Source organism: Chitinophaga sp. H8, from assembly GCF_040567655.1.
GTDB lineage: Bacteria > Bacteroidota > Bacteroidia > Chitinophagales > Chitinophagaceae > Chitinophaga > Chitinophaga defluvii.
The window spans coordinates 2,184,341-2,200,546 of sequence record NZ_JBEXAC010000001.1 but is presented as its reverse complement, the minus strand read 5'-3'; the positions used below and the strand labels follow the sequence as shown (position 1 = coordinate 2,200,546).

General features: G+C 44.5%; 14 protein-coding genes. 7 read left to right on the top strand and 7 right to left on the bottom strand.

Annotated elements, in window-relative coordinates:
* Nucleotides 1-58: 58 nt before the first annotated feature.
* The 3 genes from ABR189_RS08360 to ABR189_RS08350 are packed head-to-tail and all read right to left on the bottom strand — an operon-like array spanning nt 59 to nt 4,087.
* Entirely contained in the window at nt 59-1,429 is a 1,371-nt protein-coding gene (locus ABR189_RS08360) for a sensor histidine kinase (protein WP_354660017.1), read from the bottom strand.
* Complete coding sequence (locus tag ABR189_RS08355; RefSeq protein WP_354660016.1) at nt 1,429-2,118, bottom strand: response regulator; 690 nt, start codon at nt 2,116-2,118, stop codon at nt 1,429-1,431. The genes ABR189_RS08360 and ABR189_RS08355 overlap by 1 nt, the downstream gene beginning before the upstream one ends.
* A gap of 22 nt (nt 2,119-2,140) precedes the next feature.
* Nucleotides 2,141-4,087: an ABC-F family ATP-binding cassette domain-containing protein gene (locus tag ABR189_RS08350; protein ID WP_354660015.1), complete on the bottom strand. Its 1,947-nt coding sequence runs from the start codon at nt 4,085-4,087 to the stop codon at nt 2,141-2,143.
* A 197-nt stretch (nt 4,088-4,284) separates the two neighbouring features.
* Here ABR189_RS08350 and ABR189_RS08345 point away from each other — a divergent pair, with 197 nt between their 5' ends.
* From ABR189_RS08345 to infC, 5 genes are all read left to right on the top strand, one after another.
* Entirely contained in the window at nt 4,285-4,863 is a 579-nt protein-coding gene (locus ABR189_RS08345; RefSeq protein ID WP_354660014.1) for a DUF3347 domain-containing protein, read from the top strand.
* Nucleotides 4,864-4,927: 64 nt separating this feature from the next.
* Complete coding sequence (locus ABR189_RS08340; protein WP_354660013.1) at nt 4,928-7,339, top strand: TonB-dependent receptor; 2,412 nt, start codon at nt 4,928-4,930, stop codon at nt 7,337-7,339.
* A 34-nt stretch (nt 7,340-7,373) separates the two neighbouring features.
* Nucleotides 7,374-8,279 (top strand): DUF6929 family protein, encoded by a 906-nt coding sequence (locus ABR189_RS08335; RefSeq protein WP_354660012.1) that lies wholly within the window; start codon nt 7,374-7,376, stop codon nt 8,277-8,279.
* A 178-nt stretch (nt 8,280-8,457) separates the two neighbouring features.
* Complete coding sequence (gene thrS, locus ABR189_RS08330) at nt 8,458-10,398, top strand: threonine--tRNA ligase (RefSeq protein WP_354660011.1); 1,941 nt, start codon at nt 8,458-8,460, stop codon at nt 10,396-10,398.
* 108 nt (nt 10,399-10,506) lie between these two features.
* A complete protein-coding gene (gene infC / locus ABR189_RS08325; protein WP_354660010.1) occupies nt 10,507-11,208 on the top strand; it encodes a translation initiation factor IF-3 in 702 nt (233 codons plus the stop codon).
* A gap of 102 nt (nt 11,209-11,310) precedes the next feature.
* Here infC and ABR189_RS08320 read toward each other — a convergent pair whose 3' ends face one another.
* On the bottom strand, nt 11,311-11,826 hold the full coding sequence (locus tag ABR189_RS08320) for a HEAT-like fold family protein (RefSeq protein ID WP_354660009.1): 516 nt from the start codon (nt 11,824-11,826) through the stop codon (nt 11,311-11,313).
* Nucleotides 11,827-11,954: 128 nt separating this feature from the next.
* Here ABR189_RS08320 and ABR189_RS08315 point away from each other — a divergent pair, with 128 nt between their 5' ends.
* The gene (locus ABR189_RS08315; protein ID WP_354660008.1) at nt 11,955-12,932 is read left to right on the top strand and encodes a cation diffusion facilitator family transporter; all 978 of its coding nucleotides are present in this window, start codon (nt 11,955-11,957) and stop codon (nt 12,930-12,932) included.
* Between the two features lie 26 nt (nt 12,933-12,958).
* Here ABR189_RS08315 and ABR189_RS08310 read toward each other — a convergent pair whose 3' ends face one another.
* The gene (locus tag ABR189_RS08310; RefSeq protein WP_354660007.1) at nt 12,959-14,167 is read right to left on the bottom strand and encodes a serine hydrolase domain-containing protein; all 1,209 of its coding nucleotides are present in this window, start codon (nt 14,165-14,167) and stop codon (nt 12,959-12,961) included.
* Between the two features lie 144 nt (nt 14,168-14,311).
* Complete coding sequence (locus tag ABR189_RS08305; RefSeq protein ID WP_354660006.1) at nt 14,312-14,464, bottom strand: hypothetical protein; 153 nt, start codon at nt 14,462-14,464, stop codon at nt 14,312-14,314.
* Nucleotides 14,465-14,484: 20 nt separating this feature from the next.
* On the opposite strand from ABR189_RS08305, the gene serA reads away from it, so the two are divergent.
* Nucleotides 14,485-15,723 (top strand): phosphoglycerate dehydrogenase, encoded by a 1,239-nt coding sequence (gene serA / locus ABR189_RS08300; protein WP_354660005.1) that lies wholly within the window; start codon nt 14,485-14,487, stop codon nt 15,721-15,723.
* Nucleotides 15,724-15,836: 113 nt separating this feature from the next.
* Here serA and ABR189_RS08295 read toward each other — a convergent pair whose 3' ends face one another.
* Nucleotides 15,837-16,139: a phosphoribosylpyrophosphate synthetase gene (locus ABR189_RS08295; RefSeq protein WP_354660004.1), complete on the bottom strand. Its 303-nt coding sequence runs from the start codon at nt 16,137-16,139 to the stop codon at nt 15,837-15,839.
* Between the last annotated feature and the right edge of the window lie 67 nt (nt 16,140-16,206).

Sequence of the window (16,206 nt, the reverse complement as noted above, 5' to 3'; positions counted from 1 at the left end):
GGATTAAAGACACCTTTAAGGCACATTAAAAAGTGATTAAAAAGTGGGAAAGGAGCTACTACAAATGTGGTAGTATAATGGTAAACGTAGTACCCTGTCCTACAGTAGAGGTAACAGTGATATGTCCCTGATGGATCTGAATGATTTTTTTGCAGATAGAAAGTCCTAATCCATGCCCACGTGCCTGCTGGGCATTCTGGCAGCGATAAAAGGGTTCAAATATTTTATTTAGTTCGGTGGCAGGAATACCAATGCCATTGTCCTTTACCTGGATCATGATATGCTGGGTATAGAAGTCAATCGTTACGTGCGCGGTATTATCCGGCGAGAACTTGCAGGCATTATCCAGGAGGTTCAGGAAAAGTACTTTCAGGAGGCTTTCATTGCCATAGCAGGTAACCAGCAAATCATGTTCGGGCACACGGGCAAAGGCAATTTCTACCTTAGGAGATGTTTTTTGTTTTAACCGGATCAGGTTGCCCATTTCGAGCAACAATTCATCTATACGGACATTACTGAACACAAATTTCTGTTGGGTAAGCTCGGATTGAGCCAGTTGTAATAATCCATTTGTCAGCTCGGAAAGGTTTTCCGCATCTTCCAGCACAGAATTGAGTAGCTGCTGGTATTCTTCCTTACTTCTATCTTTAGAAAGAGATACCTGCAGCTGGCTTATAATGGCAGCCAGTGGTGTACGCAGTTCATGAGAAGCGTTACTTACAAAACTCTTTTGCAGATCAAACGACTCACTCAACCGTTGCAGCATGGTATTGAAATTAGCGCCCAGCTGTGCAATTTCGTCCTTGCCTTTAACTGCTACAGTAGTATCCTGGAGGTTATTGGCATTAATAGTATCTACTTGTTGTACCAGCTTGTCAATGGGTTGTACCATTTTCCGGGCAAAGAAATAGCCGATGCCCACCAGGGTAATCACTGCCAGCAGCAGTTCAATAGCGAGGATCTGCTGCAGATTCTGCAGATTCTGGAAGCCGTATTTGTCGAAGGAAGCTACAATAACGATAACGTCCACATTGTTTTCGGAGTAGTAGATACCTACTTCTTCGCCACCATCTTTATCTGCACTATATAGTTTGTTTTGTTTGATATAATCCAGGAGGCTACGGTGGGTGCGTATAGCAGTATCCCTTAAATTGGAGTAGAGGAGGTCATAATCAGGATTGTATACCAGGATACTTTCCTTATAAAGGTCCTGGAAAGTGGTTTTATCCAGCTTACGAAGCAGGTCTATTTTTACATGTCCTTCATCTATAATAACATTGGCGATAGATCGGGCGCGGTATTCCAGGCGTTCCAGGTATTCGGCTTTGCGTGATTCTGCCGAAAAGTAATAGGCCAGGGTAGCGAAGGCAACCAGTAACAATGCGGCCGAAAGAGTATAATAGAGCGCTATTTTGTACTTTATCTTCATCAGGCTTCTTCAGACAGATAGTATCCCATACCCGTTTTGGTATGCAGCAGCTTGTTATCAAAATCCTTGTCTATCTTTTTGCGGAGGAAGTTCATATATACCTCAATGACATTGGTGCCGGTATCAAAATCGATATCCCATACCTTTTCAGCAATGGTAAGTTTGGAGATGACTTTTCCCTTTTGCAGGGCAAGAAATTCGAGCAACTGGTATTCCTTAGCGGTGAGGGAGATCCTTTTGCCGCTGCGGGTCACTTCTTTTCTTTCCCGGTCTATTTCAAGGTCTGCAATAACGATCTTATACTGGATGCTGGGCGAGGCGTCTGATCCGGCACGTTTAAGGAATACCCGGATACGTGCCAGCAGCTCCCTGAAATCAAATGGTTTTACCAGATAATCATCGGCGCCCAGTTCAAATGCCTGCATTTTATCTTCCATACCCCCCAATGCTGTAAGCATGATCACGGGAATCCGGTTGTTTTTCCGGCGTATTATCTCACACACCTCGTAGCCATTACTGTGTGGGAGATTGAGGTCCAGTATAACCAGGTCGTAGGTATTGGTGGATGCGAGGCTTTTGCCCATACGGCCATCATACGCCACATCCACCTCAAACCCGTTTTCTTCCAGTCCCTTTTTCACCGCATTGGCTACTTTCACTTCATCTTCAACAACCAGTATTTTTTGCATATAGGGGTGCTTTAGATCATGGTTAGCTTACGAGGTTCGCCTCCAGTTGCATGATTTTCTCAAACAACTTTTCATACTGCTCATTGGCTCTTTGCAGGAATTTCAGCACATCCTGATATTCACTTTCCACCTGCGCATATTTTGTTTTGTCGCTGTATATTTCCGGACTGGCCATATTGGCTTCCAGGCCTGCTTTACGTTCTTTCAGACTGGCCAATTGACCTTCTACCTGCTGGAATTGTTTCTGTTGTTTCTGTAATTCGCGCTGTACGTCTTTATTGATAGCACCTTTGCCAACAGTTGTGGCCGGCGCTGATTTATCTTCCTTCGAAGTGTCTGCCGTGGTGGTTGCAGCCTGTAAATTATTGGCCGCCTGCCGTTTTTTCCAGTCTTCCCATTCCGCGTAGGTACCCTTGAACTCCTTAATTTTTCCATCCACAATTTCCCATATCTTATTGGCCGTCTGGCTAACAAAATAACGATCGTGTGACACCAGTACATAGCTGCCATCATATTTGGATAAGGCATCTATCAGCATCTGTACAGAATTCATATCCAGGTGGTTGGTCGGTTCATCCAGCATCAGGAAGTTGGCCTGTCCGATAATGGTTTTAGCCAGCGCCACCCTTGCTTTTTCCCCTCCGGACAGGATCCGGATCTTTTTGAAAACGTCATCACCTGTAAAGAGGAAACAGCCTAACAAGGAGCGTAATTCCAGCTCAGAGCGGCCACTGCCGGCGCTTTTTAACTCTTCCAGTATCTCGTTGCTCAAATCCAGTGCTTCCAGCTGATGCTGTGCATAAAAACTGGTAATCACATTATGACCGGGAGTACGTTCTCCTTCAAATGGTTCGGTACCGGCAATTACCCGCAGCAGGGTAGATTTACCCTTACCATTGGCGCCGATCAGGGCAATTTTATCCCCCCGGTTAATTTCAGCACCAGTATTTTCCAGTACAGTAATATTACCGAATTTTTTAGTGATATGCTGGAGGGTACAGAGGATCTTACCTGGGGTTTTGTCAATCGTAAAGTTGATCCTGATTTTGGAAGGCCCACTATCGGCCTGTTCTACACGATCCAGTTTATCCAGTCTTTTCATGGCACTTTGTGCCTGGGCTGCTTTGGAGGCTTTGGCCTTAAAGCGCTCGATAAACCTTTCCTGCTGGCGGATGTATTCCTGTTGGTTTTCGTAGGCCCTTTGCTGCATTTCTCTTCTTAGTTCCTTTTCCACTTCATAATCAGCATAGGTACCGGCGTAGTGATGCAGTTGCTGCTGGTATACTTCTACGATCTGGTTCACCATCCTGTCGAGGAAATACCGGTCGTGCGATACGATGATTACGGCACCGTTATAGGTGGACAGGTATTTTTCCAGCCATTCAATGGAGGGCAGATCCAGGTGGTTGGTCGGTTCATCGAGCATCAGCACATCCGGTTGCTGCAGGATCAGTTTTGCCAGCAATACCCGCATGCGCCATCCACCGGAAAACTGGCTATAGGGACGGTCCAGGTCTGCTGTGCTGAAACCCAGTCCTTCCAGTACCTGTGCCGACTTATGCTTCATATTATAGCCATCCAGGGCTTCAAAAGCATGCAGTTTATCACTGAATTCATGCAGCAGTGCTTCGTCCTGGCTATGTTCCAGCTCTTTGGTAATGCGTTCTATATCTTTTTCCAGTTCCAGGGCTTCTCCAAAAGCGGTCATCCCTACAGAAAGAATGGAATCATCGGTTTCAAAACTCAGCAGGTCCTGGTTAAAGAACCCGATGGTCAGATTTTTTATTTTGTTAACACTCCCTTTGGAAATAGAGTATTCTCCATTAATAATACGTAAGAGGGTAGATTTACCGGTACCGTTCAATCCAATTAAGCCAACCCGGTCTCCGGGTTCAATATGCCAGGAAGAATTTTCCAGGATCACCCTGGAACCAAATTCAAATGTAATATCCTGTAATGCGATCAACATAATAATTCCAATTAAAGGTTGCAAAGGTAGTAAAAGTCTTTGGTCATTAGACCACTGGCCTCAGCCTGCGGCCCTTTATGCATGGGAATTTTGCCGGATACGTATTTTTAAGGTGATGTAATATACCTGTGGAGCATCACCGGGTGCTGGTCTGTGGGCTATCGACTATTTAATTATCTTTGTTTAAAAGCATATATATGATAAAAAGAATAGCCGGCGGGATGATGATGACTACAGTATTGCTTTATGCCTGTCAGCAGCCGGCCCCTAAGCAAGCGGACGGTGAGGGGGTAGTAGCTACCCTGCAAGCGCCTTATGCTGACGTGTTTTATGATTCCTTAAATGTAGCGGTACAGTCGTATTATGAGCTGACGGATGCATTGGTAAAGGCGGACAGTGTGCGTGCTGACCTGTCGGCAGTGCAGCTGAAACAACATTTGGATAGCCTGCCTGTTCAACAAACCGGAGCAGACTCTACCAGGATCGTGCAGCTCAAAGAAGCAGCAGGCAGTATCAGTGCAGAGCTGGCAGGCTTAGTAGGAGAGAAGGACCTGGAAGGTAAGCGTACTTCTTTTCAGATGGTTTCAGACATGCTTTTTGACCTGGTAAAAACCACCGGACTAAAAGGTAAAACGGTATACCGTCAGTACTGCCCGATGGCTTTTAATGATCAGGGGGCCTATTGGCTGAGTGATAAGGAAGAAATTCTTAATCCTTATTTCGGAGATAAAATGTTGCATTGCGGTGACGTAACAGACACCCTGAGCTATAAATAACCGCGTATCTGTATAGGAGTGTGCAGAGGGATATCAAGAGCAGCAGCGCCCATCTTTCAGAGTTATGACACTTCAGGAGTTCCACCTATACCTGGCATACCGCCATCGCAAAACTGTATGGTTTATTGTGATATTAATGCTGCTCTGCTGTGGCCATGTGTTACCTGCCAGTGCCCAGCAACAGTTTACCATCAGCGGGTATGTCAGGGACAGTACCAACGGAGAATCTCTTATCGGCGCCACCGTTTATGTAAAAGGTACCGGTAACGGCCTTCAAACCAATACTTACGGCTTTTATGCGATATCCCTTCCAGCAGGAGACTATACCCTGGTATTTTCCTTTTTAGGCTATGCTGAAAAAAAGATACAGCTACAATTGAATAGTAATGTTCCCCAAAATATGGAGCTGGCCCCCCGGCTGTATCAGGCTAAGGAGGTAGTGATCACCGACAAACGAAAGGATGAGCACGTAAAAAGCACGGATATGGGGCGCATTGAAATGACCACCATACAGGTCAAAAAACTACCTGCTATGATGGGAGAGGTGGATGTATTGAAGGCATTACAGTTGCTGCCTGGTGTACAGGCCGCAGGCGAGGGGAATGCGGGGTTTTATGTTCGCGGCGGCGGATCTGATCAGAACCTGATACTGCTGGATGAAGCCCCGGTTTACAATACCGGCCATCTGTTTGGTTTTTTCTCCGTTTTTAACGCAGATGCCATAAAAAATGTGACTCTTATCAAAGGCGGGATGCCAGCCAATTATGGTGGCAGGCTTTCTTCAGTAGTAGATGTGACGATGAAGGAAGGAAATAATAAGACCTTCCAGGGAGAAGGCGGAATAGGTATAATAGCTTCCCGGTTATCTTTCGAGGGACCTATAAAGAAAGATAAAGCCTCCTTTATTGTATCTGCCCGGCGTACTTATATAGATGTGCTCACCAAACCCTTTGTGAGCAAGAGCAGCTCCTTCGGAGGGTCCGGTTACTATTTTTACGATCTGAATATGAAGGTCAACTATACCTTTTCTGATAAAGACAGGGTATACCTGAGCGCTTACCTGGGAAAGGATGTTTTTACCTACAGGAATGCGGAGCGAAGTTTTGAATCACATATTCCCTGGGGTAATTCTACTGCTACATTGCGGTGGAACCATGTTTACAATAATCGCCTTTTCTCCAATGTTTCCCTGATCTATAACGATTATAAATTTGCTTTCAGCGCTACGCAGAACAGCTTTAATATGCGCTTGTCTTCCGGTATCCGTGATTTGAATGCCAAAATGGATTTTGACTATTTTGCCAGCTTCAAACACCATCTGAAATTTGGGTTTAACTATATCAATCACACCTTTATACCATCTTCTGTGTCCGGGCGACAGGGCGCCAGTAGTTTCAACCCGGAAAATGTATTCCGGAAATATGCCCATGAAGGCGCTGTTTACCTCGCAGATGACTGGGAGCTGTCGCCCCGGTTTAAGCTGAATGCAGGTATCCGGTATAGTGGGTTCATGCAGGTAGGGCCTTACACCCATTACCAGGTAGATGCCAATGGTACCAAAACGGATAGTACCCAGTATGGACGCGGGCAACCGGTACGTAGTTATGGCGGATTGGAGCCAAGGGTGGCACTCCGCTATTCCTGGAATGAGGAACATGCCATAAAGGCATCGGTTACACGGAATAATCAGTTTATACACCTGGTGACAAACGCGGGCACCACCTTGCCTACAGATATATGGGCACCCAGTACCTTTAAGGTAAAGCCGCAGCTATCCTGGCAATACGCAGCAGGCTATTTCCGCAATCTGAAAAACAACACTTATGAAGCCTCTCTGGAAATATACTTTAAGGATATGCGCAACCAGATAGAATTCCGGCAGGGATATACCCCTACTTTAAAAGATCCGGAAGAAGATTTTGTTTTTGGCAAAGGGTGGGCGTATGGTGCGGAACTGCTTATCAACAAGAAAAAAGGCGCCTTTACCGGGTGGCTGGGATATACGCTGGCCTGGACATGGCGGCAATTCCCTGATCTGAATGCAGGGCAGCGGTATCCTGCTAAATATGACCGCAGGCATGACCTGGTACTGGTGGGCACCTACGATCTGAATAAAAAATGGAGCTTTTCCGGCATCTTTATTTTCGGATCGGGCAATACTACCACCTTGCCGGAAAAGTTTTATTTTATGGAGGGCACACTGGTACAGGAATATGGGAGTGTAAATGGTTACCGGATGGCACCCTATCACCGGCTTGACCTGTCGGCTATTTATACCCCAACACCCAGACGGCCACATCAGCGTATTAAAGGAAGCTGGGCTTTTTCCATTTACAATGCCTACAGCCGAAAAAATCCTTATTTTATTTACTTTAACCAGACAGGCAGTGCACAGGACGGCACGCTGGAGGTCAGTGCCAAACAAGTATCCCTGTTTCCGATTCTGCCATCGGTGACCTGGAATTTTAAGTTTTGAGTCCATCCTGCTTTGAGGTATATTGCAACTGGCAATGTTAAGTACCATGTCTTTCCCCTTTTCGTTAAAGCTGTTATCAGATAAATTCTTCCCGGATATCCCTTCTGCATCGGGTATAGCATATACAGGAGGCACGTATTATGTAATCGGGGATGATGCTGCCAGAGTATTTTGCCTGGACACGCAGTGGAATATTGTCAGCACGATTACTTTAACTGATTTTGAGGGGTATCGCATCCCCAAGCCGGATAAAGCGGACTGGGAAGCAGCTACATTAGTGGATATCAAAGGTGTCAGGTACTTATTAGCATTAGGCTCAGGTTCTAAATCGCCCCAACGGGACCTGGCAGCCATCATTAATCTGACTGTACAGCCCTTGGCAGCTGAACTGAAGCAGACAGGTACCTTTTATGGGAGGTTGAGGAGTGAAGGGCTTGCGGCACTGAATATTGAGGCCTGTGCCGCTATAGATAACCGGCTTTTGCTGGCTAATCGCGGGCATCTGGCGCATGCTTACAATACTTTGCTGCTTTGTGATCATGCGGAAATCTGGGCAGGGGATGCTCATGCCCGGCAGATAGCATTATTGCTGCCACAGGCAATCGGTACCTTTAATGGTATTTCGGGGCTGGCATATGATCCCCGTACTGACAGGTTGTTTTTTACCACTTCGGCAGAAGCCACTTCCAGTACCTATGATGACGGGGAGATCGGAGAAAGCATGCTGGGAGTAGTGTTGAATGCAGGGCAACGATTAAAAGAAAAAACAATAGTGCCTGATCACCTGGTACATTTAAGCAGTGTATCGGCTTTGTTCTATCAGCAAAAAATTGAGTCGGTATGCCTGGTGTCAGATGGGGAGGACGAGACAATCGTACTGGCAGCAGATAATGACAATGGCAGCAGCCACTTGTTTAAATTAAAAATAGTGGACCAGTAGTCATTTTAATGCCTGCTGTAAGCCCGCAGGTATTCACATTACATTTATAAAGAAAAATAGATGGCAGACAGCTATAATCCAACAGCAGCTTCTATCAAAACTATTTCTTAACTTCGCAAGCATTTTATAAAAGCAATTAAACAATCAGCTAATCAGCCAGGTGCTAACAGCTAAACGTATGATAAGTATTACATTTCCGGATGGCGCAGTTCGTCAGTATGAAGCAGGAGTAACTGCAATGGATATTGCCAAATCAATCAGTGAGGGATTGGCACGCAAAGTTTTGGCCGCAAAAGTGAATGGACAGGTGGTGGATGCTACCCGTCCTATTAGTACGGATAGCACGATACAGTTACTGACCTGGGTAGATACCGATGGTAAGGCCACTATGTGGCACTCTTCTGCGCATCTGATGGCAGAAGCCCTGGAGGCGTTATATCCCGGTGTGAAACTGGGAATAGGGCCGGCTATTGAAAATGGTTTTTACTACGATATTGATCTGGGAGGCCGTACCATTTCTGACGAAGACCTGCGGGTGATAGAGCAGAAGATGGCAGCGCTGGCCAAAGAGAATAATACCTACCAGCGCCAGGAAATCAGCAAGGCGGATGCACTGAAATATTTTACAGAGAAAGGGGATGAATATAAGCTGGAGCTCATCAATGATTTACAGGATGGGGCCATTACTTTTTATACCCAGGGACAGTTTACGGATTTGTGCCGTGGGCCGCATATTCCTGCTACCGGAGCTATCAAGGCGATTAAGCTGACGAATATTGCCGGAGCTTACTGGAGAGGGAATGAAAAGAACAAAATGCTTACCCGCATTTATGGTATCACTTTTCCCACCCAGAAAGAGCTGGATGAGTATCTGGTTTTGATAGAAGAAGCTAAAAAGCGGGATCACCGCAAGCTGGGTAAAGAATTGGAATTATTTGCCTTTTCTGAAAAAGTGGGGTTAGGATTGCCTTTATGGTTGCCTAAGGGGGCCATGCTAAGAGAGCGGTTGCAGGCATTTTTGCAAAAGGCTCAGATAGATAGTGGTTATCTGCCTGTTGTAACTCCCCATATCGGAAATAAGCAGCTGTATATCACCTCCGGGCACTATGAAAAATACGGAAAAGACAGTTTTCAGCCTATTCATACACCAGAGGAGGGAGAGGAGTTCATGCTGAAGCCCATGAACTGCCCGCATCACTGTGAAATTTACAAAACCTCCCCTAAGTCTTATAAGGATTTGCCGGTGCGTTTTGCTGAATTTGGGACTGTATACCGTTATGAGCAGCATGGAGAGTTGCACGGACTTACCCGTGTACGTGGATTTACCCAGGACGATGCGCACTTGTTTTGCCGGCCGGACCAGGTAAAGGAGGAGTTTTGCAAAGTGATTGATCTGGTGTTATATGTGTTTAAAAGTCTTAACTTTACAGACTATACCGCCCAGATATCATTACGGGATAAAGAAGACCGGAGTAAGTATATCGGGTCGGATGAAAACTGGAACCTTGCAGAGCAGGCCATTATTGAGTCGGCAGCTGAAAAGGGGCTCAGAACGGTAGTAGAATATGGGGAGGCAGCCTTTTACGGCCCCAAACTGGATTTTATGGTAAAAGATGCCCTGGGCCGTAAATGGCAACTGGGTACTATCCAGGTGGATTACAATCTGCCGGAACGTTTTGAACTGGAGTATATAGGCGCAGACAACCAAAGGCATCGTCCGGTAATGATCCACAGAGCGCCATTTGGCTCCCTGGAGCGCTTTATAGCCGTATTGATCGAACACTGTGCTGGTAAATTCCCGCTTTGGCTCACCCCAACACAGGTAAAAATTCTTCCCATCAGTGATAAAAGCCAGGAATACGCAGAAAAAATAGCAGAATTGCTAAAAAATGCTGAAATTCGCGCTGAAATTGACGATCGTAGCGAAAAGATAGGTAAGAAGATCCGTGAATCAGAGCTGGCAAAAATACCATATATGCTGGTACTGGGAGAAAAGGAAGCTGCCGATGGACTTGTAGCTGTAAGACGCCAGGCGAAAGGTGATTTAGGCACTATGCCACCAGATCAGTTCATCGCCCTTGTAAATGACGAAGTAATAAATCGTAAACCTTTTGAATAAATAATTGTTGTAATCATCGTAAAAAGCGATGAAAATACAGAAAGAGGTACGTAAATTGCTGGTATATTTCACATTAATTCATTTTAATTAGTAACTTTTATTTTTTTAATGCAACAAAGACCCAAACCGAATTTTAACAACCGGGGCCGCAACCCGAATTTTCGTAGAGAGCAACAACAAGAACATCGCACCAACAGGATGATCCGTGTGCCGGAGGTAAGATTAGTGGGCGAAAATATTGAGGTGGGTGTTTACCGGACTGAGGAAGCACAGCGTATGGCTGATGAGCAGGGTTTGGACCTCGTTGAGATTTCCCCAAATGCAGTACCCCCCGTATGCCGCATCATTGACTACAATAAATTCCTTTACGAAAAGAAGAAGAAGGAAAAGGAAATGAAAGCCAACGCGCACAAAAGCGAGGTGAAAGAAATCCGCTTTACGCCGAATACGGACGATCATGACTTTGACTTCAAGGCAAAACATGCAGAAAAGTTCCTGAAAGACGGTAATAAGGTTAAAACCTATGTACAGTTTAAGGGACGTGCTATCATGTTTAAAGAAAGAGGAGAGCTGATCCTGCTGAAATTTGCGGAAAGACTGGCTGAAGTAGGTGGATTGGAAGGTATGCCTACCATGGAAGGTAAGCGTATGATCGCCATCTTTGCGCCGAAAACGGCTAAGAAGAAGGATAACAAGCCTAAGGAGCCTAAGGAACAACGCGAGTCCCGTGAACCAAGACCAGCGCCAGCACCTGCGGCAACTGCCGAAAACAAGCCTGTTGAGGAATCTAAAGCAGAAGACAAAGCTTAACGCATGACCGCTGTGCCGATGGCTGGTAATTAGCCAGTCCAGCATAGTTGCTTCATACCATATTGCAAACCCGGACTATCAGTCCGGGTTTTGCTATTTATCTTATTTGCCCAATCCCAGCACGCGCCTGGCCCTTGACCTGAATCCGGCACTGGGAGCGTGTTGCAACTGATCAGATACAATCAGCATGATCTCCTGCTTTATTTCAGGATAGGCTTTGGCCAGGTTGTCAAGTACTGTCATGCTGAAACAACGTACGGCAATTGTTTCCTGAGGATCAGATAAAAACTCAAAACAAATATTCATTACTTCACCGTGAAGATCTTCCGGAATGGGGATGAACTGTAGTATACGTATCACATTACGTTTAACCGCTACCGGTATTCCCTCATCTTTGAGTCGTTTAACCATCAGATGCAGGTGAGGAGCTATTAATCCGGGATGCTTTTGAGCCACCATACTGATAATCCAGGCACTTCGCTGCACAACGCGATATTCACCCTCCAAAAAAAGTGATAGCAATTGCTTAAACCGCCTGGGGTTATTGCCAATCCATACTGTTATTTTTACCGCCTGCTCACGGGAGTGCTCCCATAATATTTCGTCCAAGAGTTCCATGAGATGAATATTTAGTATCGCTTACAAAAATGCAAATGAATGTGGCAATTAACAATTTAATATTTATATTTAATTGGTAGGATTGTTGCAACTTTACACATTTTAGACACCCGGACAAATTCTTACCATTGCTTAAAAAAGAACTGCGCATCATTTTGCTGTCGCTTATTGTCAGCTTTATACTTACGGTAGCTAAGTTTGCCGGTTATTTCCTCACGCACTCAGTAGCCATCCTCTCCGACGCACTGGAATCTATCATCAATGTTGTAGCAGGAGCATTTGCAAGCTATAGTATTTATCTTACCAGCAAACCTAAAGATGAGAACCACCCATATGGCCATGGTAAAGTAGAATTCTTTTCTATTGGATTTGAGGGAGCTATGATATTCATTGCAGGTTGTCTGATCCTGGTAAAGGCCATGCAATACTTTTTTCTTCCACCTGCATTACACAGTGTGGATCAGGGTATATGGATCATAGCAGCCACCACGGTAAGTAATCTTTTTCTGGGGCTCTACCTGGTAAGATCAGGCAAACGATTGCCTTCTATCACTATTACCGGCAACGGACAGCACATTATGACGGATGTATACAGCAGTGCCGGATTAATAGTGGCTTTACTGATCATTCATTTAACCGGACTTACCTGGCTGGATCCACTGGTATCTGTCATTATGGGGGTACTTATTCTCCGGCAAGGCTATCTGTTGATGCGCCGGTCTATCTCTGCTCTTATGGATGAAACAGATATGAAAGTGGTAGATAAGGTGATTACGATTTTATCTGCTCACCGGCGTAAGAACTGGATAGATGTGCATAATATGCGCGTGCAGCAATACGGTAATAACTACCATATCGACTGCCATATCACTTTACCCTATTACCTTGAACTGAGTGAGGCGCATGATGAGATGAAAGCGGTAGAGGTATTGGTAAATAAAGAGTTCTCCGATAGTGAAGTAGAGTTTTTTATTCATACAGATCCCTGTATTCCTGCCTGTTGTCATTATTGCCAGAAAGATGACTGTCCTGTTCGCAGCTTCCCTTTTTCAGGTACAATTACCTGGACGAGAGAAAATGTATTACCTAACAGGAAGCACTTTTAGGGAGCTAATAGCTAAAAGCTAAAAAATCACTCTTCGCCGGCCTCAGAGCCATCGCCGTGACCTAAGATATCGCGTATGGGTTTTACAGCCTGATAAATGCCCCTGTTATATTTATTGCCAAGTATGATTAAAGTGGTAGAGTCTTGTATAAAGCGATAAAAGACGGTATTATTGCCATGCCACCACCCATTATGGTATACAATTTTGCTGCTATCCGGATAATCCATGAGGCGCCACCCCAAACCGTAATTCCGGATACCTGGTTTTTCGTGGCTGTAAGGAGTATAGGCTGCCTGTAACGTTTCCGGTTTGAACAATTTCCCTGAATACAGTGCCTGATCCCATTTTAACATGTCCTTTGCTGTGCTATAGATACCTTTATCACCCATAACACCATCAAAGTAAGTGTCTGGCTCCAGCTGTCCGTTGTATTTATGGCTTACCGTCTGATGGGGCCGGGCCGCAGTAGCAGGATCATATACAAAGGTATTCTCCATGCCCAGCGGTTTAAAAATGGTTTGTTCCATGAAATCGTTGTAAGGTTGTCCGCTTACCTTCTCTATAATGGCCGCCAGCAGCATGTAATTTGTGTTACAGTACTGGAAATGTGTGCCGGGGTGATGTTGGATCGGTGGCCGGTGCTGTTCCATCAGTTTAATGACATCCTCGTTGGTAAGGAATTTATCCCTGTCTTTCCATAGGCTGTCACAGAAATAGAGGTAATTCGGCAATCCGCTGCGATGTGTCAATAACATGCTGATATCTATCCCACGATAGGGAAACTCCGGAAAGTATTTTTGTATGGAATCAGTAAGGCTGAGCTTTTGCCTGTCCAGCAACCATAAGATACCCATACCTGTAAAGGTTTTGGATACAGATGCCAGTTGGAAAGAAGAGCTGTCAATGACCGGAGTCTTCGTGCGATAGTTTTCCAGTCCGTGGTACTTTTCAAATATGATCACCCCTTTTTTGGCAACGATGATGGACCCGTTAAACCCTGAGCGGAGTAATTTACCGTTGTAGAATGTATTAAGTTCCTGTTGTTGTTGTTTGGTACGTGGTGCATTAAGAATAGCTGCTTTGGCTTCCTCTGATAATCCCAATGTATAGGTAGCAGCATCTTTTACTTTTTTTCTTGCTGCTTCTTCCTTACGGGCAGCGCTGCTCTGGCAACTGGAGAAAAAGGCCCCTCCGGATATGGTTAAAATAACGATAACTGCTTTCAGTCGCTTCATTGACAAATAACTAACTAATATTTTCAAAACTTCTTATCAAATTAGAACAAGCGCTAAATTTAGTCTCTGTGCGGTTGTTTCCCAAATAAAATAAGAGAAAAAGTATTTTTTAAGGACCTTTTAAGTTCAAAGGCTAAAGAATCTTTAAAAAAACACCCTGATATCCTTTAATTTTTTGATAAAATCAAATTTGGAGAACATGGTATTTGATTTTTCCTCAACATCCACTAGGTTTGCATCTTGTTTCCCCCCAATCACTACAATTATTACGCCAATTGCAAAGGCAATTGCACTCATATTAATTTTATTAATTTATTATGGATCAGGAAAAGTCAACAAGTTATCCAAAAGAGAAGATTAATATTTTATTGTTGGAAAACATCAGCGATGCTGCGGTAGCTGAGTTTAAAGAAGCAGGTTATGCCAGTGTGCGCAAGCTGACTGGTGCATTGAGCGAAGAAGATCTGATACGTGAAGTAAAGGACGTGCATTTGTTGGGGATCCGATCGAAGTCACATATCACCAAACCTGTATTGGAAGCGGCTAAAAAATTACAGGCTATTGGGTGTTTTTGTATCGGCACTAACCAGGTAGATCTGCAAACCGCTACTGAGCATGGTGTGGCTGTTTTTAATGCCCCGTATTCCAATACCCGTTCGGTAGCTGAGCTGGTAATTGGGTTGTCTATTATGTTGATCCGCCGTATTCCGGACAAGAATATTGCAGCACATGATGGCATTTGGATGAAAGAATCCAAGGGAAGTTATGAATTACGTGGCAAGACCCTTGCCATAGTAGGATATGGTAACATAGGCAGTCAGGTAAGTGTATTGGCTGAGGCCATGGGGATGAATGTACTTTATTATGATGTGGAAACTAAACTGCCACTGGGTAATGCGGTTCAACAGAAATCCCTGAAAGAATTGTTCAGTCAGGCTGATATTATTTCTTTGCACGTGCCTTCTACAGACACTACTAAAAACATGATCAACAAACAAACTCTGAAGCACGTTAAGAAAGGAGCTATCCTGATTAACTATGCGAGGGGAGAAGTGGTAGATCTGGATGCATTGAAAGAAGTATTGGAAAAAGGGCAATTGTCCGGAGCTGCGATAGATGTATTCCCGGTAGAGCCGGAAAAGAACGGAGCTGCTTTCTCCACGCCACTGCAAAAGCTGCCTAATGTGATATTAACACCACATATCGGAGGTAGTACTGAGGAGGCTCAGCATAACATAGGACTGGATGTTACCAGCAAGATGTTGAATTACCTGGAAAAAGGTGCCAGCTTTGGATCACATACTGTACCGGCTATTAGTGTACCGGCTATTGAAAAAACGCACCGTATCCTGCATATTCATCAGAACGTACCAGGTGTATTGTCTGAGATAAATACCACTTTATCAAAGAAAAAGATCAATATTCTTGGGCAGTATCTTAAAACAAATGAAGAGATAGGGTATGTAGTGCTGGATGTAGACAGTATGCTGTCACAGGAAGCACTGGCATTGTTGAAAGAAGTAAAACATACTATTAAAACAAGATTACTTTATTAAGTTAATCTGAAATGAAAATAATCTGACGATGAGCGGAAGCGGCTGTACAGCTGTTTCCGCTTTTTGTTTTATCAGCAAAGCTTTTATCCCCTGGGAGCTTCGGCAGCAGAAAATTACTCCTTAACATTCAGTTTTCTGATCATATCCTCAGAAATGTCTTCAGAATAGGCACCATAGCCATGCACTAATACGCCCTTACGCCCGTCTTTAGTGGTGATTGCATATACAATGGCTTCATCAGCAGGGTCAGAGTTCCCTTCAAACCGGTAGTGTTCTATGATATCGAAATTATCTACATGGAGCGCATCTGATCGCCCGGTATCATGAATCCGGTCAAACTTTAAATTAAAGTCAACGGTAAACCCACGTTTGCGTAAATCCTGTAAAGCAGCTGAAACGGTATCGTATACTTTCATCTTCGTATTATTTACCGGCAATGACCATCATTGCACCTTACTAAGTTAATGAAATAAAAAAACCGGG

What these genes read in the sequence shown, in the direction of transcription:
- ABR189_RS08360 (WP_354660017.1), bottom strand. Translation starts at nt 1,429, where the DNA reads ATGAAGATAAAGTACAAAATAGCGCTCTATTATACTCTTTCGGCCGCA.
- ABR189_RS08355 (WP_354660016.1), bottom strand. Translation starts at nt 2,118, where the DNA reads ATGCAAAAAATACTGGTTGTTGAAGATGAAGTGAAAGTAGCCAATGCG.
- ABR189_RS08350 (WP_354660015.1), bottom strand. Translation starts at nt 4,087, where the DNA reads ATGTTGATCGCATTACAGGATATTACATTTGAATTTGGTTCCAGGGTG.
- ABR189_RS08345 (WP_354660014.1), top strand. Translation starts at nt 4,285, where the DNA reads ATGATAAAAAGAATAGCCGGCGGGATGATGATGACTACAGTATTGCTT.
- ABR189_RS08340 (WP_354660013.1), top strand. Translation starts at nt 4,928, where the DNA reads ATGACACTTCAGGAGTTCCACCTATACCTGGCATACCGCCATCGCAAA.
- ABR189_RS08335 (WP_354660012.1), top strand. Translation starts at nt 7,374, where the DNA reads ATGTTAAGTACCATGTCTTTCCCCTTTTCGTTAAAGCTGTTATCAGAT.
- thrS (WP_354660011.1), top strand. Translation starts at nt 8,458, where the DNA reads ATGATAAGTATTACATTTCCGGATGGCGCAGTTCGTCAGTATGAAGCA.
- infC (WP_354660010.1), top strand. Translation starts at nt 10,507, where the DNA reads ATGCAACAAAGACCCAAACCGAATTTTAACAACCGGGGCCGCAACCCG.
- ABR189_RS08320 (WP_354660009.1), bottom strand. Translation starts at nt 11,826, where the DNA reads ATGGAACTCTTGGACGAAATATTATGGGAGCACTCCCGTGAGCAGGCG.
- ABR189_RS08310 (WP_354660007.1), bottom strand. Translation starts at nt 14,167, where the DNA reads ATGAAGCGACTGAAAGCAGTTATCGTTATTTTAACCATATCCGGAGGG.
- ABR189_RS08305 (WP_354660006.1), bottom strand. Translation starts at nt 14,464, where the DNA reads ATGAGTGCAATTGCCTTTGCAATTGGCGTAATAATTGTAGTGATTGGG.
- serA (WP_354660005.1), top strand. Translation starts at nt 14,485, where the DNA reads ATGGATCAGGAAAAGTCAACAAGTTATCCAAAAGAGAAGATTAATATT.
- ABR189_RS08295 (WP_354660004.1), bottom strand. Translation starts at nt 16,139, where the DNA reads ATGAAAGTATACGATACCGTTTCAGCTGCTTTACAGGATTTACGCAAA.